The sequence below is a fragment of the Actinoplanes aureus genome, from assembly GCF_015704865.1.
GTDB lineage: Bacteria > Actinomycetota > Actinomycetes > Mycobacteriales > Micromonosporaceae > Actinoplanes > Actinoplanes aureus.
This window is the reverse complement of record NZ_JADQTO010000035.1, coordinates 56,434-82,278: the sequence shown is the minus strand read 5'-3', so window position 1 is coordinate 82,278 and position 25,845 is coordinate 56,434. Positions and strand designations below refer to the sequence as shown.

Sequence of the window (25,845 nt, the reverse complement as noted above, 5' to 3'; positions counted from 1 at the left end):
TGGCGGCTCATGACGCGAGCGGCTCGGTGCCGACGGCGTCGCCGCCGCTGGTGTGCACCGTGAGCGTGTCGGTGCCGGGGTCGATCAGGTAGATCCAGTGGGCGTCCAGGTCGCCGGTGGCGGTCAGCGCGACGACGGTGACCGGTTCGGGCGGCAGGACCTGGCCGTCGCCGCCGGTGGCGGCCAGGGTCATGCCGACGCCGGGGATCAGCTGCTCACCGGCCAGCGGCGGCGTCGAGGTGCTGTCATCGGTGGTTTCCGGGTCGAGGTAGTCCCAGTCGTGGGCGAGCAGAAGGGTGGCCAGCCGGGGGGTGTCACCGGCGGCGGCCCCGGCCCAGATCTTGCGCAGGGTGGGGATCATGTAGTGGGGGTAGCCGTCGCTGTGGACGTAGCGCAGCCGGACCTGTCCGGGCTGGTCGGGGTCGTGGATGCCGACGTAGTTGTGGGTGCTCACGGTTGTTCTCTCCTCGATCGCGTCAGGTTTGCGGTTGGCCTGCTGGTCGGCGGGCATGGCTGCGGGCCACGCCGCCCCGGACGGGGTCGGCGTGGCCGCGACTTGGGTGTCGGGGGTGTCGGAAGGGCGGGTTCCGCGGGCGAGGACGGCGACCTTCTCGCCGTGCAGCAGGGGCGCGCCGTCGGGGCCTTTTCTCCGCATCATGAAGATCATCAATGCAGTACGGGTCTGCGGAGGCGCCCCGACCACGAATTGGTGCCGGAAAGCGTTGGTCTGATGGAGCTGGCGGGCGACAGGATGGTGCCGACATGATCGTTAGCGGTCCGCATAGATTGGCGAATCCGATGGCCGGAGGTGATGTGGTGCGCCCCCGACTGGCTGAGGCGCCGCGGCAGGTCCGTGCTGTCGTAGAGGAAGCGCTGGGCGAGTCGGTGCAGTTCGAACGGCCGGCCGCTGCGGGGTTCACTCCGTCGATCGCATCTGCCGTGACCGGTGGATCTGGCCGGTCAGTGTTCGTCAAGGCTGCGCCAACCGGCGGCGGTCTTGGTGAGGCCGTGCGCACCGGTGTGCAGTTGGCGCCGCTCATCGGGGACTTGTCGCCACGGTTGCTCACGGCGGAAGAACCCGAGGGCTGGGTCGTAGCCGTCTATGAGCACGTTCCGGGATCCACTGCCGCGCAGTGGGACGAGTCGGCGGTCGCCGCGATGCTGGACGTCCTGGCCGTAATCCAGAAACGGCTGGCAGGCCCGCCTCTGCCGGGGACGATCCGATATGCGGACGCGTTCGCTCCGATGCTGGGCGCCTGGCGGTCCCTGGCGCGCCGTCCGGGAGGTGACGCCTCCACGGTGGCGCATCTGCGCGACATCGAACTGCCGGTGCCGATCGCGGTGGATCTGCTGGCCGAACTCGAGGAACAGTGGTTTCCCGCGTTGGGTCCGGGTGATGCGATGCAGCACGGGGACCTCCGGCGGGACAACGTCATCAGGTATGCCGCTGACGACGGGCTGCGGCTGTGGGTGGTGGACTGGACACATGCGTGGACCGGGCCGGGGTGGATGGACCTGGTTCGCCTGGCTCCGGACATGGCCGTGAGCGGTCATGATCCCGAGGCCGTATTGCGCCGCTCTTGCTGGGCGGACGCCGACCCGCATGCGGTCAATGCGGCACTGGCAGGTCTGGCTGGACGCGCCTGGCGGGACGGCCACCTGCCCGGCCCTCCCGCCTTGCGGAGGATGCAGCTCCAGCAAGCGGTCCCTACCCTCGCCTGGCTGGGTCGGCGCCTGGGCATTCGCCTGTAGGCGACGGCCGCCCGGCACCGATTCCGACACGTCACCCGGCCAGAGCACCCCTCGACCGCGAGAAGACTGTCAGCCCAGGCCGGCGGGTCCGGATTCGGCTCGCCGGCGCAGCCGATCGGCTTGCCCCTTCTTTCCCTCGATGTGCCGCAGACTCTCCTCGAGCGCGGCGACTTCGCCGAGCCTTTGCATCCGATGCGCCTCGTCGAGTCGCTCCCGGGTGTTGGTGGCGATAGAGGTCAAGTCGGCGGGTGGTCGCACGCTGCGGCGAGCCGTGCGAGCCCCGGGTAGGCGGCGGGCAGGTCGACCGGGTTGGGTTGCTCGTCGACCAGCACCACCGGGTGGGCTTCGCGTGCGGTGTGGCTGAGCTGGTAGACGCGCCCGTCGACGTCGAGGGCCTCGACGCGGCGTACTCGGGTGAGGGTGTCGGTGTCGGTGTCGGTGTCGGTGTCGGTGAGCAGGTCGTCGTAGCAGACCGCCCAAGCCAACAGCCTCAGGCCTGGGTCCGATCGGTGCACCCGCTGCCGAAGGACGGCGAGATCGAACGGATCCAAAGCCAGCTCGGTCGGCGCCGGTGCAAGGTCCGGTGCCGCTATCGCAGGGGCCAGCGAGTCGGCGATCGCGTGCAGGGCGGCTGGCAGCGTCTGGTGGCGGCGGTGGTCGGTGAGTAGCGGCAGCTGCAACAGGCGCATGCCTCGCAGGTCGGGTGTGCCGTGCCGCAGTGGATAGTCGTGGACCACCGCGATCGTGCCCAGGCCACGCATGAGCGAGGACTGCGCGGTGTCGAGTTGCATCAGGTGGTCGACGAGGGCGTGAACCGTGTCGAGGGATAGCACGCGAAGGACTCCCAAAGTTCGGTGACGGGAAGGCGGGGACGCCGCCCTGATGAGCGGACCGACCGACAAGGCGGGGCTCGCGTCCCGTGTTGCTGGCGGACGCGAGCCCTGCGCGAGTTCGGGTGGAGTGCGCTGGCGGTCAGCGGCGGTGGGCGTCGCGGCAGCGGCCGTGTCCTGGCGGTTTCGGCCACGCATCGGTGGCTGCTGTCCGGTCGCACACTCCGCCGCCGGCTTGTTTGGCCTGGTACATCGCCGCGTCGGCGTGGCGCAGCAGGTCGCGGGGTGTGGCGCCGTCGGTGGTGTAGCCGACGCTTGCCTTGATGCGCCAGTCAGTGCGGTCACCGATCGGGATTGGTGTGCTGGTGATTGCCCGCCAGGCGGCGCGGGCGCAGGCGCGGGTCTGTTCGGCGTCGCCGGTGACGAGCAGCGCGAATTCGTCGCCGGAGAGGCGGGCGGCGAGCTGGACCGGTGTGCGCAGGTCGGCCAGGCGCATGCCGACGGCGGTGAGCAGGTCGTTGCCGGTCTCGTGGCTGAAGGTGTCGTTGACGGTCTTGAAGTCGTCTAGGTCGAGCATCACCACCCCGACGGGGGTGTCGGCGGCGAGTGCCTGCTCGAGGTGTTCGAGGAAGGCACGCCGGTTGGGCAGGCCGGTGGTGTCGTCGCGGCGGGCAAGCCGTTCGGCGTTGGCGGCGCGTCGCTGCTCCGTAGCGATCTGGCGGCGGGCGGCGTCGAGATGGCCGAGGTGCCGGTACAGCAGTGCCCCGGCGAGGGCGAAGCCGGCCAGGACACCACCGAGCGCGGTGAAGATCATTATCCAAACAGGGGACAATGGGTTGCTCCTTTGCAGCAAGGAGCACCTGGACGGGCGTGTCGGGCCACGACTGACGCCCGTCCCGGGCTGCCTGACAGGTCGGGTTTCAGTCAGTCGTGGGGGCGAGCGTGAAGGTCGCCGCCTTGCGGTCGTCGACTTTCGCGGCCTCGCCGTCTCGTTCGAGGGTGTCGAGGGCGTTGGAGACGGCGCCGTGGCTGGCCGCCGGGTAGCCGGTGCCCGCGTCGGCCTGGTCGATCAGCTTCTTCAGCTGGTCGATCGTGTACTCGCTGCCCGGGTTGGCCTGCAGAATGGCCAGCGCACTGGCCTTCAACGCTCCCTTGGGGCGTTTGCGCTTGGCCGGCGCAGCCCCCGTCGGCGTGCCGCTACCAGCGTGCTGGCCGCGCGGGGGTTCGGCCGTCTCATCGGGTGCGGGCGTCGCCGGGGCGGGCTCAGTGCCGGGATGGTTCGGCCGCTGCGCGGTGGCGCCGGCAGTGGTCGCGGCGGCGTTGTCGCTGCCGCGCTCCTCGCCGCCGCCGACGGCGGCTTCGGCGTCGCCGCCGACAGCGTCGGCCGTGACCGGCTCAGGGGTGGCCGTGTCGCTGTCTGCGGGAGCGGGCGCAGCGACGGGAGTCGTCTCGTCGGCGTCGCCGCCGTCGGTGATCTCGCGGGAGTCCGCCGGGGCCGGTTGAGGGGGCGTTGCGGCGTCGGCGAATTGGGGCGGGGTGGCGGTGCTGGCCCGGCCCGCGTCGGTCAGCCGCCACAGCGTCTGGCCGGTGTCGTGCCGGAACCGTTCGGCCAGCCCGGCGGTTTCCCAGGCGCGCAGCTTCGGGTTCACCGTGGAGTAGGCGATCCCGACCTTCTTGGCGATGGCGGCGGGGGTGGCGCCCAAGCCGAGTTCCGCGATCGCGGCCAGGACGGCGAAGTTGCTGTTCGCCGGCTCGGCCTGGTCGGACTCACCGGTGGTCAGGTCGCGGGATTCGTCGGTCATCACTATTCCCTTCTGGTCGGTTGGCTGGTGAGGGGTGCACTGATCCACCCTTCGAAGAAGGGATTGATCAAGTCGGATGCGTGTCCGGTGTCCGGTGCGGGAGGCTTCACAGGTTGTCCATGCACAACCAGGGCCACAGGTACGCGCCGATGGGATACCGGCCGTCGGGGTCCGGGCCGACCACGTCGTAGCGGCGCAGACCGGTGAGGCCGTCGGGGTTCTCGGTGTAGACCTCGATGCGGTCGCCCGCCCAGCGCAGTACGGCGTGGAAGCCGGGCTGGTGGCCTCGCGCGCGGTGCAGGTCGTCCACCATCCGGGCGGCGGTGTCCCGGTCGAAACGGGCGAGAACACCGCCGTGGTTGCTGGCGTAGCCGGCTGCGACCAACGCCGGATAGCGGCCGCTGCCGGTCGCCGGTATGCACGCCACGCTCGCCTCGGCCCAGGTCGCGTCCGGCGGGTAGAGGTCGCCGCGCTGGTCGCTGACGGCGAGTTGGCTCGGACGGATTACCTGGCGTCGGTGGGTGAAGTCGATGCTGAGCCAGTGCGCCCCGCTCACGGCCGCCTGTTGCAGCCAGTCGACGAGGTGGAAGGTGCTGCCGGGCAGACCGCGCACCGGCAGATAGCCGACCTTGTCGAACGCGGTGGCGACGGTTCCGTACTGCCGGTCGACCCAGGTACGTCCGCGCGCCGCATGCGCGTTGCCGTCGGCGTCGAACCAGCCGGGCTGCCCGTTGGAGGTCAGGCGGTCCCCGTCGAGGGTCGCTTCCCCGATCAGGGCGGGCAGCAGCGGGGCCCGGGCCAGCAGTTGGGCGCTGGTGAACCCGTGGCTCGGGGTGCTGGCGGCGTGCACCGCGAGCGGGATGACGTCGTCGAGGTGGAACCAGATGCGGCTGGCCCCACTAGCGGCGGCGATGTGCCTGTCTGCCGGCTGGTCGGCGGGTGGGGTTCGCAGGTGCCATGGTCGGTCTCCTTCACCAAGGCGGGTGTGAGGGAGTTCCGGGCACGGCCGTCTGGCCGCGCCCGGAACAAGGGGAGGTGGCGTGCGGCGGGCGCGCCGGGGCCGGGCATCGGCCGTAGGGAGGGGGATAGGCAGTCGGGGATTGCTGCGGCGGCAGTCCGCGAAGGCTTGCCGACGCCTGGCCGGCAGCGTCTGCCGGTTAGGGCTGGGTGGTGTGGTCGCGGAAGGCGGCTTTCACCTGGTTCGGGATGGCGCCGCGTGCGTTGTACTCCGGCAGGCCAAGGTCGACCTGGTGGTCACGCCACCACTGCCGGATGCCAGGGTCGGTCTTCGCTCCCGGTGCACGGCCGGTTCTGCCGGTTGAGCTTTTCGGTAGCCTCCGGCCGGCGGCGATGAACGGGCGCATCGCGGCGCGCAGCCGCTCGAGGTTGTGCCCGGCGAGGTCGATCTCGTACTCGAGGCCTTCGAGGGCGAACCGGTAGGTGCCGACCTGCTCGGTACTGTGGTCGAAATCGTCCTCGACGATGCGTTGGATACGGGTTACCACGGGTTTCTTCTCCTTACGGGTTGTTGTCGCAGGCCGCCGGCTACACGCGGCCCGCACGGGCGCTCGGTGTGACGGTGTCCTGTCCAGCCGGCTGGCGTCAGCGGGCAGCGGGGGACGTGTGTGACGTGTATGCGGCGTGCAGCTTGCGCAGCCCTTCGCGTTCGAGCCAGGTCACGGCGGCGACGCTGCGGTGCATCAGCCGCGCGGCGTGGTCGCGGGGGTAGCCGTCGAGGTAGAGCAGCTGCACCGCCTTGCGCTGGGCTGGGGTGAGCCGGGCGAGCGCGTGGCGAAACCCGGGCCCGTGCAGCAAGGCGGCGGTCACCGCCGGTTGCGGTGCTGCGGTGCGGTCCTCGTAGACGGTGTAGGCGGCACGCAGGTATCGCCGCTGCGACCAGGACTGCGCGGTCACCGCGCGGGCGGCCAGCCGCAGCATGGAGCCGATCAGGTTGGCGCTGATCCGGTGCGGCTCGGCCAAGGCGGTGCAGAACGCTTCCTGGACCACGTCGTCGACCAGGCCGCGGTCGCGTAGCCGGGCGGCGACGAAGCGGGTCAGCCGGTCCGCGGTGTGCTGGTACAGCTCGGCGAACGCGGCGCTGTCGCCCTGGTGCAGGCGGGCCAGCAGGGCGGGGTCCGCCTCGACCGGCGGGCGGTGCGAGATGGTGGATGTCATCGGGTTCCTTCCGTGGTGACGGAGAAACCCGGGCACGGCCGTACGGCCGTGCCCGGGGTGCGCGGGTCGCGCGGGGTGGCCGGGCAATGGCCAGGTCGTGCGGGTCAGACGGTGGTGCGGGTCAGACGAGGATTCGGGCCTACGTCATTCGCCTCGCGGCAGGCGGGCTGCCGTCAGCGGGAACACGCGGCCCGCGGCGGGACGACGCCGTCACCACGTGCGGACCCACCGGCCCACGACCCGTTCGCCTGCTCTCAGTGGCGATCGCTGGGCAGGTGAGCGGGGCGGTCGGTCACGTCGATCCAGCGACTCGCGTCGGCGTCCCAGATCTGCCACTACGCGAGGGCGTGCGGGGCGAGCTCCGGGTCGCCGAGCAGGTGGGCGCGCAGCCGCTCGCGGTCGGCGGCCCATGCCGGCGAGGTCTCGGTGGTGGCAGCTTCGGAGGCCCAGCCCATCGGGCCGTCGCCGGATTCGTGGTCCTGCAGTAGGCGCAGCAGGGTGTTGCCGCGTTTGGCGGCGCGGGCGATCGCGCGGCTGGTCTGGTACTCGGTGACCAAGTCACCGAGCAGCAGCTCCACGTCGGGGGTGACGCCACGCGCGTCGGTACAGCGGGCGGCGAACGCTTCCAGGGCGTCGCGCTGCTCGCGCATGCCGCCGGCGGTGTTCGGGGAGAAGATGTCGGGACCGCCTCGGCCGTCGTTCTCGATGCGGCCGATGATCTTTCCGTTGTGCCGCAGGGTGGCGGTGAAGGTGACACCGTCGTAGGTCTGGTGCTCCTTATAGGAGGTCACCGTGTATCTGGTGTCGGGGGCGGTGAGGCCGCTGTGCGGCAGATGAATCGTTGGGGGTTTCACGGACTGTGCTCTCCTTTTCGTGGTGGTTGCGGCTGACTGCCGGGCTGTGACTGCGAGTAGGGCTGCGCCGGAACGGGGCAGGGAGCCGCTTCGCCGTAACGTGTTGTCGCCGGAGGCGCAAGAGGGGATCCGGGCACAGCGATGCCGCTGCACCAAGGGGTTTGCGCGAGGCTCGCGCGCGGCCGTCGGGTAGCGGCCAGGTGGCTGCTCGGTCAGCGGTGAAAGGGCAGCAGGCTCCAGCGGCTTGACGCTCCGGTGCCGCCCGCTGTTGCTTCAGCCTGTGGAGCCGGTCAGCTACTGGCCCAGCCGAAGAACAGCCAGCCGTCGGGCTGGGTTTGCACGGCGAGCGCCGCCGGGCTGCGCTGCACGGTCAGCCGGGCGGAGCCCGTCGGCGGTGTTCCGCGCCCGACCGAGGAGGTCCACCAGGCGGTGGCGACGGTTTCGTCGGCGGTGAGCAGGTGCCGGTGGCGGCAGATCTGGACGACCGTGTCGAGGTCAGCGCCCTGCAGGCTGACGCCGCGTCCTGGTTGTGGCAGATCCGGCACCTCGACGGTGCGGGTCTCGGCTTTGACGGGGATGGCTCCGGCCGGTCCCCATTTGTCGATGATGCGCGGATCATCGCGATCCATCAGGTCACCGGCCAGGACCGTCGCTTCGGTCTCGGTCATCGGCTGCTGGGTGACGATGACGTAGTCGTCCTTCTCCGCGAGGCTGCCGGTGTAGCCGCCGTGGCCGTGCTCGTGCAGAGCCTGCCCTCGCGCGGACTCGAAGGCCGCTGCCGGGTCGGCGCCCTCGGCGTACTGGTCAAATGCCATGGCGCCCATGCCCGGCACCTCCCGTCGTCGGCTCGGTGGCGTACCGCCACGGCCACACGTAGGCGCCGAGCGGGTAGCGGTTGTCGCTGTCGGGGGTGAGGTGGTCGGTGGTGCGGTGCGGCTGCACGTGGCCGGGATCGAGCCGGTACACGGCCAAGACGTCACCGTCAAAGCCAAGTCCCGGGTGGGCCGGGCCGGGCGGGGCCGCGCCGGCCGGTTTCGCAGCAGCGTGCCGGGCTTGCAGGTCGTCGGCGATCTGTTCGACGATGCCGCGGGTAAAGCGGACTATCAGGTCACCGCCGTTGGTGGTGTGGTCGGCGACCAGGCCCCAGTAGGTGCGGTCGGCGACCTGCGGGCAGGTCACCAGGCCGGGGCGCCAGACGGCGCCGTCCAGGACGAGGTCGTCGCGGTCGGACACCACGTGCACCCGGTAGGCGTCCATCAGGTGCGGGTCGGCGGGGTCGATGTCCAGGGTGAGCCAGCCCTTCCCACGGCTCACCCTGGAACGCAGCAGGTGGATGACCGGGCCGGGTATTCCGGAGTCGCTGGTCAGCGGCAAGCAGGCGGTGGTGTAGCCGTCGCGGCCGGCGGTCTGGTAACGGCCGTGCGGGTCGCGCCACGCCTGCGCCTCGGCGGCGTGCGGGGTGCCGTTGCGGCCGTACCAGGTCGGCAGGCCGGTGGACGTGAGCAGGTCGAGCGAGGCGGTGCTCGTCCAGATCAGCGCCGGTCCGGCCGGGCCCAAGTCGTCCGGGGCGCCGGCGGCCGGTTCGTGGCCGAGGCAGTGCATGGCGTGCTCGGCCAGCGGCACGACTTCATCGAGCCGAAACCACAATCGATGCGACATGGGATCAAACCTCCAAGTGTCGTTGCGGATGAAGCGGAAGATGCGGGCTCGTGAGCAGCCGCCGCTGGGCGAGGGCTGCGGTAGACGGGGCTTGAGTCGGACGCTGCGGGGTACGCCGCGGCGCGAGCGGCGGTCACGGCTGCCCGGATCGGCTTGCGGCGTGGTGAGGCAGCCGTCGGCGCGCCGCAGTCAGCGCCCGGCGCACCACCGCGAGCAGGGATGCCGGCTGAGCGACGGTCTCCCACGCCCACTGGTAGGCACCCAGGGGGAAGCCGTTGTGGTCGACGCGCAGCCGGTCGACCTGTCGCCAGGTCCAGTTGCCGTCGTAGGTCTGCTCTTGCAGGACGGTGAGGTCGTCGCCGCGCAGCCGCAGGATGGGATACGCGCCGGGCATCGCGTCGATGGCGCGCAGGCGGTCGAGGTCGGCGGCGATGCGGGCGATAGTGGCCCGGTCGAAGCGAGGCAGGCTGTGCCCGGCATCGGTGGTGTAGCCGTCAGGGATCTGTGCGGGGTAGTCGACGTTGCCGATTTCCGGGCAGGTGACCACGGCGGGCCGCCACTGGCAGGTCTCCGGGACGATGCTGTCGCGCTGGGTAGCGGTGCGGATCGCGTAGGGACTGATCAGGTGCTGGTCGCGGGCATCGATGTGGATGCTGATCCAGCTGTCGCCGGCGCGGCGGGCGGTTCTGATCAGGTGCATGACCTGGCCGGTCAGCGGCAGGAAGGCGTGCACGTAGTCGCTGAGGTGCACGTGGCTGGTGCGCCCGGTCAGGGCGTGCCGCCAAGCGGTGGCGTAGGCGACGTGCTGGCGGCCGGCGTTGCCGTACCAGGCCGGATTGCCGTTGGAGCGCAGCGTGGCGCCCTCGCAGATGCTGGAGAAGATCAGCGCCGGCCCGTTGTTGGCGCCGGCGAGGGCCTCGGCGCGGGTGGTGGTGTGCTGTTCGCAGCCGATCGCGTGCGCGGTCAGCGGCGCGACGTCGTCGAGTCGAAACCAGTAGCGGGGCATGGTGCCTCCCTTGTGCAGCGATGCCGAGAAGAGGGGCTGAGCGGACTGGTCGATGCGGGGTCGGTTGCTCGCCCCCGGGAACAGGCGCCGGCCGGGCCAAGGCACCCCACGCTGGCGGTGTCTTGGCCCGGCTGCCGGGCGCCGCTCCGAGGGCTCGGTTGGGTTGGGGGTCGGCGCTAGTTGCGGCTGGCCGACGGCAGCGTGGCCGCGAGGGCTGCGGTTTTGCTGCCGAGCCGGAACATCGCGACGGCGTTGCCGGGCAGCTCGGCGATGCCCTCGTCGTATTCCTGCGGGCTGAACGGCAGCTGCGCGTGCGGGCCGACCCGGAAAACGGGACGGTCGTAGTACTCCCGAGCGACAATGCCGGCCCCGGAGACGATTTTCAGCATGCAGCCACTGATGTCGCCCAGACCCTGGATAAACGGCTCCTTGGCGCCGGTGCAGAGCACGACGAGGTCGTAGCCGCGGCCATCGATGAGGGCCATGCCGGGCAGGTCTACGACCTGTGCCCGGCGCGGTAGCACGGTGAGCCGCTGGACGCCGGAACGGTCCGCGCGCAGGTGGCGGCCGATCGCCTGGTACCGGCCGCGGATGTCGCGCTGCCAGTCCCCGCAGCTGGTCGGCAACTGTTCGGCGTACCAGTCGATGCGGTCCACGCGGTCGAGCGCGGCAGCGGCCATGAACGGCTGCGGGGCGATACCCAGCAGCGATTCGACCGCGCACTTGCCGGAATCCCCGCCACCGAGGACGGCGACCCGGCGCAGATCACGCAGCGGCCAGATCCCCGCCATACGCTGCATGAACTGACCGAACGTGACGATGGTGGTGCCGTTGGCGACGTTCTCCCCGTCGGGGTCGCCCAGCCCCCGGGCGTCGATGACGCGCCGAGGCGACAACGTGCGGTGCCCGTCGATGTCCAGGTCCATGCGCTCGCCGTCGTACTCGCCGACCGCGGTGACCTTGGCGTTGGGCACCACGTCGGCGTACTGCGCCAGGGCCAGCCTGATCACGAACGCCATGTCGGTGTTCGTCGGGTACTCGGCGGTAGACACGTTCGCCGCCTGGATCGGCGCGCCCGGCAGGAAGTTGAGGTTCGCTCCCAGATCGCCGGCCAGGCCGGGGCCGCCCGGGCGGTTGCGGGAGTTGAGGTAGAACACCGGCCGGGTGGTCATCGCGAACGTGCCACCGACGCGCCGGTCGCGTTCGAGCACCAGCGGCCGCCGGTGGCCCGCGCGTACGCGAGTCGCCGCGTAGACAGCGGCGTGGTAGCCGCTGCCGATGATCACTTCTCGGTCGTCGTCGGCGGCGGCGAGGATATCCCGCTGCCGTTGGTCGTCCGACCAGTAGGTGTCGAGGAACCGGTCGGCGAGCTCGCGGCCGGCCGGATCGAGCGCGATCCCGGTCAACTGCGCGGCCAGCGGGTGCTCGAAGTCGGCGGCCCGCTCCGTCATCACCCGCATGCCCTCGGCGGCGGCCGGCGTCGAAGCCACGGTGGTCAACAGGTTTGCGATAGTGGTGGAGGGCTCGAACATGGGCTTGAATTCCCTTCTCGATGGCCCCTGGTAGCTCTGGCAATCCGCCCCTGTCCCGGGAAGACCCGGGATCAAGGCAGGTGGCCAGGCATGGTCCCAGGAGGGTTGGTGAACAGGTGGGTTTGTGCAGGGGTCGGCAGAGCGCCGGGACCCCCGGCGGTGGTGCAGCCGCCGGCAGGTACTCCCGCGTCGAGCGGGAAGGGCGGTTACCGCCGACGCTGGGCTGATTGCTGATGGAAGAGGGAGAGAGCGGCCGTGTCGCCGGCCGAGGCTTCACCAGCGCCCCCGCCCGGGGCGCGGGCTTGAAGGTGGGCCGCAGCTCGGTACTGCGCGACGGGCATGGCGGGACGTCCCCGGCTCCACCGGCGCGACGCGGTGCGACGCGGCGCGCGAGATTCTTCGGCGGCCGGATCCCGCCGGTTGCGAGCCGGGTGTGTCAGCGGTGCGTGCGGGCGGATAACGCCGCGCGGCGGTACTGCCCTGACTGGGGCAGGCCGGTGCCGCGTCTACCAGGTGCGACACCGCTGAGGCGATGGCCCGTCGGGTGGTGGAGCCGATCCGGGCCGTCGCACGTTTCCCTTGGGTTCAGGGTGTGGCGACAGCTACCGGATCGGATCCGTATAGGTGGGGTCAGAGAGCGACCGCCACCAGCCGCTGACCGTCCTCGATGTTTTCGAGGTAGCGGTTGGCGTGGCCGAGGAACGTCACGCGGTCATCGAAGCTGTCGGTGGCCGGCGTGATCTGGTGTCCCTCGGCGGTGAGCAGCGCGTCGCCGCAGATCGCGGTCAGGGCGCTGTAGTGCTGGTAGGCGGCAGGTCCGGCCTGCATCATCTCCAGCTCGTCGACCGCGAGCGGTGCGACGCTGACGGCCGCGTTGTGCATCCGCATCGCGGTGACCCGCGGCTGGCGCCAGAAGTCGGCGGCGGCCTGGTCGTAGCTGTACTTCTTCGCTTCGTTGAGGTGCCGGCTGTGGAAGGTCACCCACGGCTGGGCCGGTTTGGTGCCCTGCACGGCCTGCTGCCACTGCTGGTGGCGGATACCCGCGCCGACACCGGCGGCGTATCGCATTCCGGCGAGGTTCAGCAGACTGTTCGGGCCGCCCGCACAGTAGGCGGGAGTGCCCTTGCGCAGCTCGAACATCTGCCGGCGCTGCCACAGGCGCAGGTTCTCGATCGTCCAGAACCGGGCCTGCAGAGTGCCGTCGACACCGAAGTGCCGGTGCAGCTGGTGCGCGGCGAGCGCATCGTTGCCCAGTCCGTCGGGCAGGCACACGATCATCGTGGTGATGGTCGGGGCCGGCTTGACGACAGGCGGTGCAGCGTTGTTCGGCTGAGCGACCGGCTGCTGAGCCGGAGGGTGAGGGACACGCTGTCCGTTGCGGGGCGCAGTAGTGGCCATAGGACGATCTCCTTCGATGCGGGCGTGCCGAAGGCACGCAGGAGTGACCGGCCCACGGGGTGCATGGGTCGGGTCACAGATGGGGGTGGAGGGGTCCAGCGCGAGGCTGGTGGTTCGGTGCGACCTTCGGGGTCGCCGCGCGGCGCGGGCGCCGACCGGCCTCCGGTGAGGGCGGTGGGTGCGGGCACCGGTGTGGTGCGGCGGTGATTCCCGAAGGCGGGACCGGACCGGGGTGGAGCGATATATGAGGAGAGGTGTTGCCGGAAACGGTAGCGGCCGGGTCTGTCAGACCCGACCGTCTTCATGATCGTCAGAAAGTGCCGCGGCCTGCACTGTCAGACTTTCGTCAGATGCCTGCAAGATTGATGTGCGCCTCTGTCAGGCGTCGCCGCTCTGACAGAGGCGGTCCCAGGGTCACTGCTCGCCCGCGTCGTCGGGGAAGCGGTGCGGGTTGGTGACCGGGTTGTCCGGGCCGTGATCGCTGGGTAGCTCGTGCAGCCAGCGGCGCAGGCCGGGGTCGTGGGTCAGCGTCCAGGCCGGTCCGGCGGCGTGCTCGGTGTGGATGCCGGTGGCGACCGGTATCGCCAACCTGGCGCCGTCGAGGACGTCGAGCAGGTGCTGTTCGCGGCGGCGGCCGGGTACGCGCAGCAGGACCGGGTAGCGAGGGCCGCCGGCGATGGCCAGGCTGTTGTACTCGCGCAGCTTGCGCAGCACCGTGCCGATCGTCTCGGTCCCGTTGTCGTGCTCGAGGAAGAAGCCGACCTGGCGGCCGCCGGCCTCCCAGACGCCGTGCCCGTCGGGGCGGATGCCGGGGCCGTCGGTGGCCGCGGCGACGGCGGCGTAGACGGCCGTGGCGTGCTGTTCGGACCACCAGCGGGCCAGCCGGGCATTCGGGTTGGTGCGGGTGTAGGCGTGCAGGTCGACGAACAGCTGGTTGGTGCCGAGCAGGTGCGGCAGCCGGCGGCTGCCGATGATGCGTTCGGTGCGTTCCACACTGGAGCGTCGATCGCGGCCGTCGGTGCGCAGCGGGTCGTTGTATTGCGTCGGGTACGGCACGGCGCCGAGCGGGCCGAGGGTGTAGAGGTACTGGCGGTCGCCGGTGGTGACGTCGACGAAGCGGGTCACGGCCTGCAGCGAGTGCAGCACGGCCAGACGCAGTCGCGCCGCGCGCAGCGACGGGAACAGCGCGGTCGCGATCTGCCCGGTGGTCAGCACGTAGTGCTCGGCGAGCCAGGACAACAGCAGGTGGTCACGGGCGGTCAGACGACGCAGCCGGTCGAGGCGGCCTAGGCGAGACGACGTAGACCGCCGTGACGACCGGCGAGAGGACGACGAGCGGGAGGACAGGGATCGGCAGTCAACAAAGGACGGGGAGGGAGTGGACGGGTGGGACTCGCAGCCGGGGAAATTCGAGCTGGACACGGGTGATGCTCCTTCAGGCGAAGAGGTTGTCCCTCCGTTGGAGGGGTGTCGGGGTGCGCGCAGCGGCGGCTGAGCGTCACTCAGCCGGGTTGTGCTGCGGGAACTAGGCGCATCCGCCGGTTCTGTCAGGCCGACGGGATGCGCGGTGGTGAAGGGCTGGTGAAGCCCAAACGGAAGGTGGGATCGCAGTGGGATCGCAGGCTGCTGAGCTGCGCTGACAGACTTTCTGATCTGCTCGCATCGGCCTTTCGTTCTTGCCGCGCTGCTGCCGGCCGTCATCGGGTGTGGCCGAGTACTTCTCGACGAGTTCGTCGATGGCGCTGGTGTCCTGCGCCGGCACCCGGGCCGCGGCGGCCTGCCTGATGGCAGTCGCCTCGCCGACGATCGGCTTGGGTGGCCGGGTCTTGAAGGTGAACGCCGGGGTTTGCCGGCCGTTGACGACGAGCCGTGCCACGGCGGTGTACGCGTCCAGATGGGCCAGGTCGTGCTCGTCGAGTTCCGGCGTCGTGTGCCGGGCCAGCACGCGGGCGTCCTCGGGCGCCACCGAGAAGTAGATCTTGTTTCGGGCGTTCGCTGACGCCGCCGCGAGCAGGTCCTTCGGGAACTGCGCGAGGTCCTGGTGCGCCAGGACCATGGACAGCCGGTACTTGCGAGCCTCGGCGAGCATCGTGTCCAGCGACGAGGCCAGAGTCAGGAAATTCTGGGCCTCGTCGATGATCAACGTGGCGTCGCGGCGCCGTTCCGGCTCGACGTTGGCGCGGGCGGTGGCGGCCTGCCACACCTGCGCCAGGATCAGCGAGCCGAGCAGTTTGCTGGTGTCCTCCCCCAGTTGGCCTTTCGGGATCCGGACGAGCAGGGCGCCGCCGTCGAGGATCTTCCCGAGGTCGAAGCTCGACTTCGGGAACTTCATCGTGCGTTTGACGAAGTCCCGCAGCAGGAAGGCCCGTAGTCGGGCCAGCACGGGGCCGATGACCTGCGACCGTAAGGCCGGGTTCAGCGTGTCGTACCACTGCCAGAACCCGGACAGGCCGGCCGGGTCCTCCAGGCCGACGGTCATCGCCGACCGGAACTGGGCGCTGTTGAGCAGTGGTGGGATGTGCTGCAGGGTGACGTTGGCGTGCTTGAGCAGGGTGAGGCAGGCGACGCGCATGACGTCGTCCATCCGCGGCCCCCACGCTTTCGCGAAGATGCTGCCGAAGATCGACACGATGTTGTCGACCACCAGGTCCGGGTCGTCACCCGCGAGGGGGTTGATGGTGGGCGGGTTGGGCTGGTCGGGGTCGAACAGCACCACCCGATCCGCCACCGAGGCTGGCAGTCGGTCGAGGATGTCGAGGACGAGGTCGCCGTGCGGGTCGATCACCACGGTGCCGCGGCCGGCTTTGATGTCGTCGACGGCCAGGTTCACCAACAGGGTTGTCTTGCCGGAGCCGGTGGAGCCGACCACGTGCATCTGGTAGCGGGCGTCCGGGACGGCGAGGGCGACCGGGTGGGCCCCGATTTCGGCGTCGCCGAGCACTTTCACTGCGCGCCCTCCGGCGGGGACCGCTACCGGCGCGGGCATCGACTTGGCGCGTGCCCGGTCCAGGCCGGGGACGGCCAGGTCCCGTGGCAGGGCGGCCAGGACGGCGAGTTCGGGGGTGGAGGCGAGGAAGCCGGCGCCGAGGCGGCGGGCCGCGGCGACGGCGACCGGCTGGCCCATCCGGGTGCGGTGGGCCAGCCGGTTACGGCCGGCGTAGACGGCGTACGCGGAGCCGATCGTGTCGGCGATACCCCGCAACCGATCCCGGGCGTGGGTACCGCCGCGCTCGTTGTCCTTGGCCACGACGTAGCGGACGCCGACTGTCCACAGACTGTGGACAGTCTTGTCCAGGATCGCCCGCACGTCGCGTTCGACGCCCGGATCCCGCCGGGCAGCCGGGATACTGCTCCTGGCTGCCGTGGTGTGGCCAGGCAGGAAAATCTCCAGCAGCCACAGCAGCGGCGCCGCCGGATTGACCGTTGGTATCGCGGTCTTGCCGTCGCGTAGCCGTCCGGCGGCCCGCCGCGCCCGGGCCACCCGCCGGGGCGGGGCGGGACGGGCGAGGATCTGCACGCAGGCGTATTCGTCGTTCTTGAGCTGCGAGCCGGCCGACATCAGAGCGCGTAGCGGGTCGTTGTCGTACTCGGTGTTGAACGGCAGCCATTCCGCGGCCTGCGGCAGCAGGTGCCCGCCGGTGGCCTGCGGAACGCCCCGGGGAATCGGCGGCCCGGCCTGGCCGGTGGTGCAGGCCGCGCCCGGCCAGGCGGCGCGGATCGCGGCTTCGACCGCGCCGTGCGGGACGGTGCCGGGCACCCACACGCTGATGAGCAGTTGCCGGCCGGTCCAGCCGTATTGCCAGACCACGTGCGGGCTGCCGTACAGCAGCCGCCGTTTCGTGGAAGGGGTGAGGGTGCCGTGCAGGTTCGCCCACAGCGCTGCTGCCGACGCCGTGTCGACCTCCGGCGGCGGCGCGACCGTGACCAGGCGGGCGCCTTCGGCGTGGCGCCGGTGCCGCCACCCAGCCAGCACGTTCTGCCCGGCGATGTAGGCGACGAGCAGCCCGGCGGCGACACCGAGCAGCCACGGCCGCTGGATCGCCCAGGCGCCGGCGTCGAGGATCCATTGGGCGGGCGCGCTCGGCGGCACAATGACATCGGCGCCCGGTCCAGAAGGACCAGGCGCCGGGGTGGAAGGCGACAGCAAAGGTGGTGGGCTCACAGGTCGGCCTCCTCGTCCCCGAGATCGGCGAGGTCGGACGGCTTCGTTGTGGCCTGAAGATGCTCGGCCCGCGACGAGATCGCCTCGAACGCGGTCCGATTGCTCCCGGAGATCAACAGGCCGTGGCCGACGCGAGCGGACAGCAGCATGCGCCGCTCCCCGCCGGTGAGCCCGAACGCGTCGGCGACCTTGTCGATCGCTTGCGGCGCCTGTTTGAGCAGCACCTGTGTGGCGGCGTTGCTCACGACGGCCTGGCCGAGGTCGGTGCCCAGCACGTCGGCGACGTCCTGGGTGACCACGGACAGTCCGGCGTTGCGTTTGCGGCCCGCCTTCGACATTTTGAACAGGAACTTGGCGCCCTCGCCGTCGCGCATGAGCAGCCACGCCTCGTCCACGACTACCAGGCGGCGCACCCCGAGCCCGGTTCGGCCGGGGGCGTCCACGCTGCGCCAGATCGCGTCCAGGGCGAGCAGCGTGCCCACGGTGCGCAGCTCGTCGGGCAGCTGCCGCAACGACCAGACCACCAGGTGCCCGTCCGGGCGGGTGGTGGTCGGCCCGTCGAACAACCCGGCGAACGAGCCCGCCACCCACGGCGCGAGCCGGGCCGCCAGCTGCGCGGCGGCCGGATCGCCGTCGCCGCGCAGGACCTCGGCGAGATCAGCGAGCAGCGGCGCCGGCCGGTGGTGGGTGGCCGGGTCGGCGGTGATCCCGGCCTGCCGATAGACGGCGAGGATGGCCCGGTCCAGGGCGGCGCGTTCGGCCGGCGGCGGCACCTCGGCCAGCAGCACCGCGATCAGGGTGTGCAGGAACAAGCCGCACCGGGTGAGCACGTCCGGGCGGCTGTCACCGACCGGCAGGTCGAGGGGGTTGATCTTCACCCCGGGGGCGCCGAGCCGCACGATGGTGCCGCCGACCGCGTCGGCCAGCCGCAGGTACTCGTCCTCCGGGTCGACAACCGCGACCCGCACCTGCTGGTAGAGCTGGCGCAGCACGTCCAGCTTCACGAAGTACGACTTCCCGGCGCCGGAACGGGCCAGCACGATCGAGTTGTAGTTCTCCTGCGCCCACCGGTCCCACCAGACGATGCCCTCGGAGTCCGGGTTGATGCCGTAGAGCACCCCGCCGTTGGTCGCGGGATCACCGGGCAGCGGCGCCGGCAAATCCGCCGACGCGAGTGGAAACGCCGCAGCGAGGGCCTGGGTGTCCATGGTCCGGCGCATCTGCAGCGAATCCGTAGCCAGTGGAAGGGTGGTGGTCCAGCCGGGCAGGTGCCGCCACGTGGCCGGCTGAACCTCGATCAGCGTCGACGCGGCGGCGGCCTTGACCTGACTGCACGCCTCCAGGAGTTCGGCTTCGGTGCGGGCGTGCACCGTCAGGTACAACCCGACACGAAACAGCTTCGACACCCCGCGCGCGAGGCGTTCGGCCAGGTCGGCAGCGTCGTCAGCGGCAGCCTCGACGTACGGGTCGGCCAGCTTGCCTTTCGCCGCGTCCGTCCGGCGCGACGACTCGAACCGGGCCCGCTGGGTACGCAGCCGGGCCGCCGCGGTCGGCGCCGGGATCGGGTCGATGTGCAGCGCCAGGTCCAGCCGGCCAGGCCAACTGAGCAGGGGTTCGAGCCAGGCCGGGCCGACCTCGGCCGGGTAGCCGGTCACCACTAGGGTGGCGGCGTACCCGTCCCCGACCCGCAGGTAGCGGGGGGTGACCTCGACGGAGGCGGGCGCGGCGGCGGCTGCCAGCGACGAGGTCGGGCCGTCGGGCTCGGGTGGGGTTCTACCGCGTTTGCGGGTCAGTGTCTTCACGATCTTCTCCGGGGTGTGGCCGGCTCGGGACCGGTGATGACGGTGTCGGGGGCGGCCAGCCCGCCGGGGCGCGGCGGCCGGTAGGGGTCCGCCGCCGCAGCGAGGGCGGCGGTGGCAGCGTGCCCGTCCAGCGCGCGGGTGGTGACCCCGAGCCCGGACAACGCGCGCACGGTGCCGTCCGCACGGCGGCGGGCGGCGTGTTCGCCGCGCTCCCCCGCGCTGGTGCGGGTGACGATCAGGACCTGCCGGCGCAGCGGGTCACGGCGTGCGGCGAGGTCGTCGAGGAACTTCGCGTGGTCGGCGGCCGCGTCCGTGAGTGCCGGGTGCGGCATGCTGTCCGCTGCCGCCGCCAGGGTGCGGGCGTGCGAGTGCAGGTCGACGGGCTGCGCCGACACGACGATCTGTGTCGCCGTGGACAGGCTGTTGAGCCACCGGCCGAACGTGTCGACCAGCGAAGCCTGCTCGTCGGCGGTGCGCAGCGCGAGGTTGACACTGGTCGCGGCGACCATCGCCGCCCGGGTGCCGCCCAGGGTGATCTCGCCGTCGTCGCTGATCGCGTCGGCGGGCAGTTTCAGCGGCGCCGGCAGCACGACCTTCGACGCGGGTGGCTGAACCCAGTCGGGGACCTTGGCGGTGGTGTCGGTGGTCGACAGCGCTCGCGGGGTGCGGGAGTGCCGGAACGCCGCGAGCAGCCACACGTCCAGCGGCAGCCCGTCGCGGCAGCCGACCACGAGCCCGAACACCAGGCCGCCGAGGACGACGGCGGCACCGACCAGCACGGGTATCGCAACGTGTTCGTGCAGGGCGTTCCAGGCGCCGTAACCGCACACCGCGGCGACGGCGAGGATCGCCAACTGACGAAAGGTCAGGCCATAAGCGACTTTGTCGGGGGCGTCGACGTCGGCGGGCATCCGAGCCCGCACGAGCTCGGTGTCGCGCTCGCTCATCGCAGCACCGCCCGGCCGATACCCGGCACGGCCCGGCTCACCTGCTGCACGACCGCGACCCGCACCACGGCGCCGAGGACATTGCCGCCTCGGCTCCCGTCGCTCGCGTAGCGGCGCACCAGGCTGGGCACCTTCACGCAGGTCCAGAGCAGCACCATGACGATGAACAGGTTCAGCACGCCGCCGGGCTCGACTGGCATTCCCAACAGGGGCAGGACATGGGCGGGATCCAACAGCATCCACTGCGCGGCGAACAGGACGAAGCCCTGCAGCACCGGAACGGCGAGGACAGCAAGGAAGGAGCGCCACCACAGCCGGGCGACCGCCTCGGTCTGCGGTAGCGCGTGACACGCCAACGCCAGCGGTGCGAAGGCGGTCAGCACCAGAGCAACCGCGAACCTGACGATCGCGGAGCAGGCGGTGGCTGCCAGCAAGCACAGAATCGTGACCATGCACACCACGAAGAGCAGCGCGCCAACGCCAGTCCGCGCCGAGATGATGTTGTTGCGCATCGCCCGCAACGTGCTGCCATGATCGAGATCCTGGACGGTCAGCGCCCTGGTGAGTCCGTTGGCCAGGTCGATCATCCGGCCCGAGATCAGTTGGGAGAAGTGGGCAGCCACGAACCCGACCACGCACCGCGGCAGCAGATCCTTGACCGTGTATCGACTGCGTTCGTCACCCCCGGCGATCATGGTCAGCACCCCGACGGCGAGGAAGAACAGGACGAACACAATGTCGACCACCCAGACCGCTCGCCCCGTCAACGCCCGCACCTGCGGCAACGCAGTCACATCGGGCGTGATCAGAAGAGTGTGAGTGATCGCGCCTATCAGCACGTCCAGGCAGTCCACCAGCAGGCTCGCGAACTCGTCTAAGAGACGCTCCAGTACTGCGGTCGGCAGCAGCCAGTCCATCGCTGGATCAGCCCCCCACGATGCCGCGCACGACCTGCAGCAGGACCGGGGCCAGCACCGCCAGGCCGTAGCCGATCAGGGCGTTCTTCAACGCGCTCTTGGCCTTGTCGACCTGGGCCGGGTCGCCGCCGGCGGTGGTCCAGTACACCGCGGCCAGAACCCCGTAGAGCGTGGCGACGGCGGCGAGGATGCCCATGATCCAGACTTGCATGTTCGCCACGACCTGCGGCAGCGTTGCGGCCGTCAGGGTCACGGTGCCGGGATCGGCTTGCGCGGCGGCCGGGGTGAGCAGGATCAGTGCGGCCATGCCCAGTGACGCGGCGTTGCGTATGGCCCGGCGGGCCATGGCGAGAGGATGGGTGTTCGGGGCACGCAGACGTGCCCGCGGCGTGCGGGACATGAGTGGTCACCTCCCGCCGCGCACCCACGAGAGGTGGGTGCGCGGCGTTGCTCGAAACGGCGGAAAAGGGACCGCCGCCGGGCTTCCGAGGCGAAGGACGGTGGCGAGGTGAGCCGGGGTGTCTCGGGAGGAGCTCGTCCTCCCTGTTCGGGTTCGCGATAATGAGGTGTCAGCGCATCAGGGGCGCGGCACCCGAGAACGTCCCCGGGCTCACGTCGCCCGGCCCTCGAAGGCTCGGGGCTCGGCGGCGGGCGGAGACCGCGACGGGGCACCGGTGTTTTCGGTGCCGTGGCGGTTCCGCACCCTCAAACCGGCGTTTGTGCGCTGTGGCGAACACTCGGCTGTCTGACAGGATTCTGTCGGGTCTGACAGTGCAGGTCAGAGTCGCTTTCACCCCGGCGGCGCGGCCGGGCGCGGCAGCCGGATCTCCTTTGACAGCGGCGCGCCGGCGGCGGGGAACAGGCCGCTGTCCGACTCGTGTCGGACTGCTGCGAGCCTGCGACTGTTGACATCGGGCCGCACGCCTGAGCGTTGTTCGCGGTACTGCCGCCGGAAGGGTGGCGTACGCGCCCGACAGACGGCGTGGTCGCCAATTCGGCAACCCCAAGCTCTGGGCCAGCTGGGCTGTGGCGAGGGGCACGGGTGCCGTGCCCTCACGTTCTTGTGGCCGATCGGGCACGAGGGCCGCCGTACACGGCCGTAGCCGGCGCGCGGCTCACGCCACAGCGAGCGGGCCCGACGAAGACGTCGGGCCCGCTCGCTGTGGCGCAGGTGGTTCAGGCGGCTAGCAACTCCGGCTGCACCGCGGTGGCGCGGCCACGGCCGGCGCGGATCCGGCTGCGCTGCTCGGCTTGAAGTACCCAGTGCTCACGGGCCTGCGGGGAAATGACGTCGGAAAGCATGCCGTCGCTAACAGCCTCGGCGATGCGGACATCAATACGTTGGATACGGCGGCGCAGGGTGACAACCTCGATGCCGAGGCGGGCGGCGATCGGTTCGATGGCGCGGTGCCCGAGCCGCAGGTCGATGTAGGGCTGCTCGTCGCAGGCGTCGACGATGCCCAGCTCGACGGCGCGGCGCACCAGCAGGTCGGGGTGCCCCCACGGGCGCTTCGGTGTCCGCGGGCCGGTGACGTGATCGAGGACCTCCGCCGGTAGCGGAATCGCTTCCGCTCCGTCGCGCTGGTGCAGCTCGTAGCCGGCGCGCCAGGCGGCCCGGCACAGCGACGCGTACGGCGCCGGCCTGCACAGGTCGACCCGGTCACGAAGGGCGGTCAGAAAACCGGTGAGGATCTCCGCGTCCAGGTCGTGGGCGTCGCCGCCCCAGCCGCGGCGCAGCTGCCCGGCGTAGCGGCGCAGCGCGGGCAGGGCCATAGCGGTCGCGGCGATCACCCACGCCGGGCCCTCCAGGCGGGCCCGGCGGATCAGCTCGCGCCACACAGCGTCGCGGGCCTCGTAGGAGTGCGGGTGCGAGAGCAGCCAGCGCCGCAGCGCGGGCAAGCTGAGGCCGCTCTCGGGCAGGTCGGTGCCCTCGCGCAACGGCTCCAGGTCGAGCAGCAGCGGCTTGTCTCCGGTAGTCAAAGCGACGAAGGTGGCGTCGACGGCGTCCAGCGGCGAGTCGGGCCAGTCGGTGGCAGTCATGCGGGCAAACTCCTGGGAATCGAGACGGCGGGCTTACCTTGGCGGGATTCTTGGTCTATGGAGGGGTGGGCTTCGCCGCGCGGCCGTGGCCCTCAGCGATCGGGCCGGCCGCGTACGGCATGCCGCTGATTGGGCCACGAGCGGCTGACACCGTTCTGACGGTGCAGGCCAGCGCGGATCAGCGCGGTGGCCACCCGGCAATCCGGTGCCTGCGACAGGCGCGTATCCACCTGACGGCCATCTGACACGTTTCTGACAAACCGGCCTTGACCTGCGCTTTTTGTCTGGCGGTGTCGTGCCAGTCGTTGCGGCACCAACGGCTAACAGAAACTGACAGCGGACGCCAGGCCTGGCAGCGGGCCCGCTGGCGATCTCACCCGCGTCTGACGGACGGCTGACAATGTCCGCCGGCTTGCCTGCCGGCCTCCGGGCGGTTCCGCAGCGGGGCCGGTGTCAGAAAGTGTCAGACCGCCGTCAGCTCGGTGAGTGTTCGCCACAGCGCACAGAACCCGGTTTGAAGGTGTCAGCGCATCACGGCGCGGCGCGGAGCCCACCACTTCATGCCCGAGCACACGCCGCAGCACCACATCAGCCCGTCCGCATCCACCGACCCGGCCGCGATCGACGCGGCCCCGACCGACCTGATCGCCGGCGACCCGCCTGTGCCGATCACCGTCTGGCGCACCGCCCGCACCGAAGCCGACGCCGGACGCAGCATCGGCGCCCGTCTCGCGGCCCGGCTGATCGCCGCCTACTCGCGCCCCGGCGAGGTCGTCGTCGACCTCACCGACGGCCACGCCCTCACCCAGGCCTGCACGGCTGGTGGCCGCCTGCACCACCCGGCCTGGTTCACCGACGCCGCCAGCCTGATCATCGGCCCGGCCAGCCCGGCCAGTTCGACCCTCTCAGCCGACACCACAGCTGACCTCACCGACGACCGCGACGGCGGCGGCGAGGATCAGGAGGAGCTGCCGGAGCTGAGCGCCTGGTTCGGTGACGACCTCACCGACCCCGCCCTGCACCCGGCTGGTGGTCCGGGAGCCGATCTTCCAGCCGACGGTTCCCTGCACGGGGTGACCGGTCTGGTGGTCGCCCGCTGGCCCCTGGATAACACTGGCGACGCCGCCAACCGGGTCCGTCTGGCGTGGCTGCTGACCGCCTGCGCGCAGCTGCTGCGCCCCGGCGGCTGCCTCATCCTCGTCGTCGCCGTCCCGCCCGGCACCTCGCCCGCTCCGGAGGACTTCACGCCTGTGGTGCACGCCGCCGCCGGCGTGCGGCTCGGCTACCTGCAGCACATCGTCGCGGTCGCCGCCGACACCGACGGCGACGCATTCATCTACCACGTCACCGACGAGGAACTGCTCGCCCTAGCGGATGCCACCGGGCAGTGGCAGGCCGCGCACCTGCGCGTGCACGCCGACCTGCTCGTGTTCAGCCAGACCGACCGAACTGCGCCGCGGCCCGGCAAGAACGGCCGGCAGGGCGGTGGCCGCCGTGGCTAAGCATCGCTTTTCGCAGGAGTCAGGCACCCAACCCGTCGTTTCCGGTGCCCGGCCGGGCTCCGGCGGGCGACACCGCGCCTACGACGCCCGGCACCGCAGCGCCGGTCCGGACGGGCTGAGCGTGTGGGTGACCGCGCAGTCGACCGGGCCGGTGCAGCGCAAGGGCCGCTACGTGGCCGAGTCGGTCAAGCACCCTGCCCGGATGCTGCCGGCGATCGCCGCGCACGCCATCGAGCACTACACGGAGCCCGGGGACCTCGTCCTGGACCCGATGTGCGGGATCGGCACCACCCTGGTCGAGGCGGTGCACGCCGGCCGCGACGCGTTCGGCATCGAGTACGAGTCCCGCTGGTCGGACGTCGCCGACGCCAACATCAAACACGCTCACACCCAGGGCGCGACTGGGCGGGCGGCGGTGATCCGCGGCGATTCCACCGGCATCCTGTCGCTGGTCCCGGCCGCACTGACCGGGCAGGTGGCGCTGGTGGTCACCAGCCCGCCGTACGGGCCGACAGTGCACGGTCTGGTCGAGCCCGGCGAAGGCGGCGTCCAGAAGTCCGACAACACCTACAACGACGGCACCGACCGCGGGAACCTCGCCTACCGCGACCTGACCGGCCTGGCCGACGGGTTCGCGCAGATCCTCACCGGCTGCGCGACACTACTACGCCCCGGCGGCGTCGTGGTCGTGACCGCCCGACCGTGGCGCAAACACGGCCAGCTCGTCGACCTGCCGTCCGCTGTCATCGGCGCCGGCGTCCGGGCCGGGCTCATCCCAGTGGACCGGTGCGTGGCCCTACTGGCGGCGGTCCGCGACGGCGGACTGGTCGCCCGGCCCAGCTTCTTCCAGCTGCAGGCGGTCCGGAAGGCACGCCGGGCCGGCACGCCGATGCACCTGATCGCGCACGAGGACGTCCTGGTGTTCCAGCGCGCCGAGGTGACCGAGGGCGGGGTGGTTGCGTGACCGGACCCATCGCCGCTTACCTCTCTCTGGGTGCCGGCATCCAGAGTTCGGCTCTGTTGCTGCTCGCGATTCAGAGGCGGATCCCGGCGTTCGACGCCGCGGTCTTCTCCGACACGGGCTGGGAGCCGGCCGCGGTCTACTCGCATCTGCGGCGTCTGGAGGAGATCGCCGCGTCGGCGGGGATCCCGATCGTGCGGGTGTCGGCCGGCAACATCCGCGACGACGCCCTCGACCCCGCCCACCGATTCGCGTCCATGCCGCTGTTCACCCTCGGCCCCAACGGCGAGAAAGGCATGGCTCGCCGTCAATGCTGAGTTATCTGCACCGGGCCGTCTCGTTGGCCTTGGTGCCAGCGATGATGACTCGGAGGGCGCTGCGTGGATTTGCGTGTCTTGTTGGTGGAAGGGCGCGGCACAGTCCCGCCCGTTGGTTCGGTTATCGACACCTCCTTACTGCATCCGCCGTTCGTCGTACGTGACACGCAGGGAGCCGAGGTCGAGCCG

At 71.1% G+C, this 25,845-nt stretch carries 25 protein-coding genes; 4 read left to right on the top strand and 21 right to left on the bottom strand.

The annotated features are described in order from the left end of the window. Positions 1-7: 7 nt before the first annotated feature. Positions 8-658, bottom strand: coding sequence for a hypothetical protein (locus I4J89_RS43085; RefSeq protein WP_230860576.1), 651 nt, complete (start codon positions 656-658; stop codon positions 8-10). A gap of 104 nt (positions 659-762) precedes the next feature. Between I4J89_RS43085 and I4J89_RS43080 the strand changes: the two genes are divergently transcribed. Continuing rightward, on the top strand, positions 763-1,752 hold the full coding sequence (locus I4J89_RS43080; protein WP_230860575.1) for a phosphotransferase family protein: 990 nt from the start codon (positions 763-765) through the stop codon (positions 1,750-1,752). 69 nt (positions 1,753-1,821) lie between these two features. On the opposite strand, the gene I4J89_RS43075 is transcribed toward I4J89_RS43080, so the two are convergent. The 20 genes from I4J89_RS43075 to I4J89_RS42980 all read right to left on the bottom strand — a co-directional run bounded on the left by I4J89_RS43075 (position 1,822) and on the right by I4J89_RS42980 (position 22,876). Continuing rightward, entirely contained in the window at positions 1,822-1,992 is a 171-nt protein-coding gene (locus tag I4J89_RS43075; RefSeq protein ID WP_196419998.1) for a hypothetical protein, read from the bottom strand. Further along, positions 1,989-2,585 carry a hypothetical protein gene (locus I4J89_RS43070; protein WP_196419997.1) on the bottom strand — a complete coding sequence of 199 codons (597 nt, stop codon included), beginning with the start codon at positions 2,583-2,585 and terminating at the stop codon, positions 1,989-1,991. The genes I4J89_RS43075 and I4J89_RS43070 overlap by 4 nt, the downstream gene beginning before the upstream one ends. Before the next feature lie 139 nt (positions 2,586-2,724). Further along, complete coding sequence (locus I4J89_RS43065) at positions 2,725-3,414, bottom strand: GGDEF domain-containing protein (protein ID WP_230860574.1); 690 nt, start codon at positions 3,412-3,414, stop codon at positions 2,725-2,727. Between the two features lie 88 nt (positions 3,415-3,502). Next, a complete protein-coding gene (locus I4J89_RS43060) occupies positions 3,503-4,384 on the bottom strand; it encodes a MarR family winged helix-turn-helix transcriptional regulator (RefSeq protein ID WP_196419996.1) in 882 nt (293 codons plus the stop codon). 106 nt (positions 4,385-4,490) lie between these two features. Next, complete coding sequence (locus tag I4J89_RS43055) at positions 4,491-5,234, bottom strand: hypothetical protein (protein ID WP_196419995.1); 744 nt, start codon at positions 5,232-5,234, stop codon at positions 4,491-4,493. A 307-nt stretch (positions 5,235-5,541) separates the two neighbouring features. Next, positions 5,542-5,889, bottom strand: coding sequence for a histone-like nucleoid-structuring protein Lsr2 (locus I4J89_RS43050; protein WP_196419994.1), 348 nt, complete (start codon positions 5,887-5,889; stop codon positions 5,542-5,544). A gap of 97 nt (positions 5,890-5,986) precedes the next feature. Next, complete coding sequence (locus tag I4J89_RS43045) at positions 5,987-6,559, bottom strand: RNA polymerase sigma factor (RefSeq protein ID WP_196419993.1); 573 nt, start codon at positions 6,557-6,559, stop codon at positions 5,987-5,989. Between the two features lie 335 nt (positions 6,560-6,894). Continuing rightward, the gene (locus I4J89_RS43040) at positions 6,895-7,413 is read right to left on the bottom strand and encodes a hypothetical protein (protein WP_196419992.1); all 519 of its coding nucleotides are present in this window, start codon (positions 7,411-7,413) and stop codon (positions 6,895-6,897) included. A 290-nt stretch (positions 7,414-7,703) separates the two neighbouring features. After that, complete coding sequence (locus I4J89_RS43035) at positions 7,704-8,237, bottom strand: hypothetical protein (RefSeq protein WP_196419991.1); 534 nt, start codon at positions 8,235-8,237, stop codon at positions 7,704-7,706. Next, positions 8,218-9,072: a hypothetical protein gene (locus I4J89_RS43030; protein ID WP_196419990.1), complete on the bottom strand. Its 855-nt coding sequence runs from the start codon at positions 9,070-9,072 to the stop codon at positions 8,218-8,220. The genes I4J89_RS43035 and I4J89_RS43030 overlap by 20 nt, the downstream gene beginning before the upstream one ends. A gap of 133 nt (positions 9,073-9,205) precedes the next feature. Continuing rightward, entirely contained in the window at positions 9,206-10,078 is an 873-nt protein-coding gene (locus tag I4J89_RS43025; protein ID WP_196419989.1) for a hypothetical protein, read from the bottom strand. A gap of 176 nt (positions 10,079-10,254) precedes the next feature. Further along, positions 10,255-11,577: an FAD-dependent oxidoreductase gene (locus I4J89_RS43020; protein ID WP_196419988.1), complete on the bottom strand. Its 1,323-nt coding sequence runs from the start codon at positions 11,575-11,577 to the stop codon at positions 10,255-10,257. A gap of 663 nt (positions 11,578-12,240) precedes the next feature. Continuing rightward, entirely contained in the window at positions 12,241-12,888 is a 648-nt protein-coding gene (locus I4J89_RS43015) for a hypothetical protein (RefSeq protein ID WP_230860573.1), read from the bottom strand. Between the two features lie 534 nt (positions 12,889-13,422). Further along, positions 13,423-14,247 (bottom strand): replication-relaxation family protein, encoded by an 825-nt coding sequence (locus I4J89_RS43010; RefSeq protein ID WP_196420018.1) that lies wholly within the window; start codon positions 14,245-14,247, stop codon positions 13,423-13,425. 286 nt (positions 14,248-14,533) lie between these two features. Then, positions 14,534-17,098, bottom strand: a complete 2,565-nt coding sequence (locus I4J89_RS43005) for a TraM recognition domain-containing protein (protein ID WP_373688203.1) — start codon at positions 17,096-17,098, stop codon at positions 14,534-14,536. A 68-nt stretch (positions 17,099-17,166) separates the two neighbouring features. Then, complete coding sequence (locus I4J89_RS43000) at positions 17,167-18,963, bottom strand: VirB4 family type IV secretion system protein (RefSeq protein ID WP_196420010.1); 1,797 nt, start codon at positions 18,961-18,963, stop codon at positions 17,167-17,169. Between the two features lie 5 nt (positions 18,964-18,968). Further along, positions 18,969-19,883 carry a PrgI family protein gene (locus I4J89_RS42995; protein WP_373688204.1) on the bottom strand — a complete coding sequence of 305 codons (915 nt, stop codon included), beginning with the start codon at positions 19,881-19,883 and terminating at the stop codon, positions 18,969-18,971. 32 nt (positions 19,884-19,915) lie between these two features. Next, a complete protein-coding gene (locus I4J89_RS42990; RefSeq protein ID WP_196419986.1) occupies positions 19,916-20,836 on the bottom strand; it encodes a TrbL/VirB6 family protein in 921 nt (306 codons plus the stop codon). Between the two features lie 7 nt (positions 20,837-20,843). Continuing rightward, positions 20,844-21,236 carry a pilin gene (locus I4J89_RS42985; protein ID WP_196419985.1) on the bottom strand — a complete coding sequence of 131 codons (393 nt, stop codon included), beginning with the start codon at positions 21,234-21,236 and terminating at the stop codon, positions 20,844-20,846. Between the two features lie 776 nt (positions 21,237-22,012). Beyond that, the gene (locus I4J89_RS42980; RefSeq protein WP_196419984.1) at positions 22,013-22,876 is read right to left on the bottom strand and encodes a hypothetical protein; all 864 of its coding nucleotides are present in this window, start codon (positions 22,874-22,876) and stop codon (positions 22,013-22,015) included. A gap of 560 nt (positions 22,877-23,436) precedes the next feature. Here I4J89_RS42980 and I4J89_RS42975 point away from each other — a divergent pair. From I4J89_RS42975 to I4J89_RS42965, 3 genes are read left to right on the top strand one after another with little or no spacing between them, the layout of a single operon-like run. Beyond that, positions 23,437-24,378 (top strand): hypothetical protein, encoded by a 942-nt coding sequence (locus I4J89_RS42975; protein WP_196419983.1) that lies wholly within the window; start codon positions 23,437-23,439, stop codon positions 24,376-24,378. Beyond that, on the top strand, positions 24,362-25,342 hold the full coding sequence (locus I4J89_RS42970; protein WP_373688202.1) for a TRM11 family SAM-dependent methyltransferase: 981 nt from the start codon (positions 24,362-24,364) through the stop codon (positions 25,340-25,342). The genes I4J89_RS42975 and I4J89_RS42970 overlap by 17 nt, the downstream gene beginning before the upstream one ends. After that, positions 25,339-25,656 carry a hypothetical protein gene (locus I4J89_RS42965; protein WP_230860572.1) on the top strand — a complete coding sequence of 106 codons (318 nt, stop codon included), beginning with the start codon at positions 25,339-25,341 and terminating at the stop codon, positions 25,654-25,656. Before I4J89_RS42970 ends, I4J89_RS42965 begins: the two co-directional genes overlap by 4 nt. Positions 25,657-25,845: the final 189 nt, after the last annotated feature.

Bases quoted from the DNA above. Each gene is read 5' to 3' on its own strand.
- I4J89_RS43080 (WP_230860575.1), top strand. From the start codon at position 763: ATGATCGTTAGCGGTCCGCATAGATTGGCGAATCCGATGGCCGGAGGT.
- I4J89_RS42975 (WP_196419983.1), top strand. From the start codon at position 23,437: ATGCCCGAGCACACGCCGCAGCACCACATCAGCCCGTCCGCATCCACC.
- I4J89_RS43045 (WP_196419993.1), bottom strand. From the start codon at position 6,559: ATGACATCCACCATCTCGCACCGCCCGCCGGTCGAGGCGGACCCCGCC.
- I4J89_RS42985 (WP_196419985.1), bottom strand. From the start codon at position 21,236: ATGTCCCGCACGCCGCGGGCACGTCTGCGTGCCCCGAACACCCATCCT.
- I4J89_RS43025 (WP_196419989.1), bottom strand. From the start codon at position 10,078: ATGCCCCGCTACTGGTTTCGACTCGACGACGTCGCGCCGCTGACCGCG.
- I4J89_RS42980 (WP_196419984.1), bottom strand. From the start codon at position 22,876: ATGACTGCCACCGACTGGCCCGACTCGCCGCTGGACGCCGTCGACGCC.
- I4J89_RS43060 (WP_196419996.1), bottom strand. From the start codon at position 4,384: ATGACCGACGAATCCCGCGACCTGACCACCGGTGAGTCCGACCAGGCC.
- I4J89_RS42995 (WP_373688204.1), bottom strand. From the start codon at position 19,883: ATGCCCGCCGACGTCGACGCCCCCGACAAAGTCGCTTATGGCCTGACC.
- I4J89_RS43035 (WP_196419991.1), bottom strand. From the start codon at position 8,237: ATGGGCGCCATGGCATTTGACCAGTACGCCGAGGGCGCCGACCCGGCA.
- I4J89_RS43085 (WP_230860576.1), bottom strand. From the start codon at position 658: ATGATGCGGAGAAAAGGCCCCGACGGCGCGCCCCTGCTGCACGGCGAG.
- I4J89_RS43015 (WP_230860573.1), bottom strand. From the start codon at position 12,888: ATGATCGTGTGCCTGCCCGACGGACTGGGCAACGATGCGCTCGCCGCG.
- I4J89_RS42990 (WP_196419986.1), bottom strand. From the start codon at position 20,836: ATGGACTGGCTGCTGCCGACCGCAGTACTGGAGCGTCTCTTAGACGAG.
- I4J89_RS43030 (WP_196419990.1), bottom strand. From the start codon at position 9,072: ATGTCGCATCGATTGTGGTTTCGGCTCGATGAAGTCGTGCCGCTGGCC.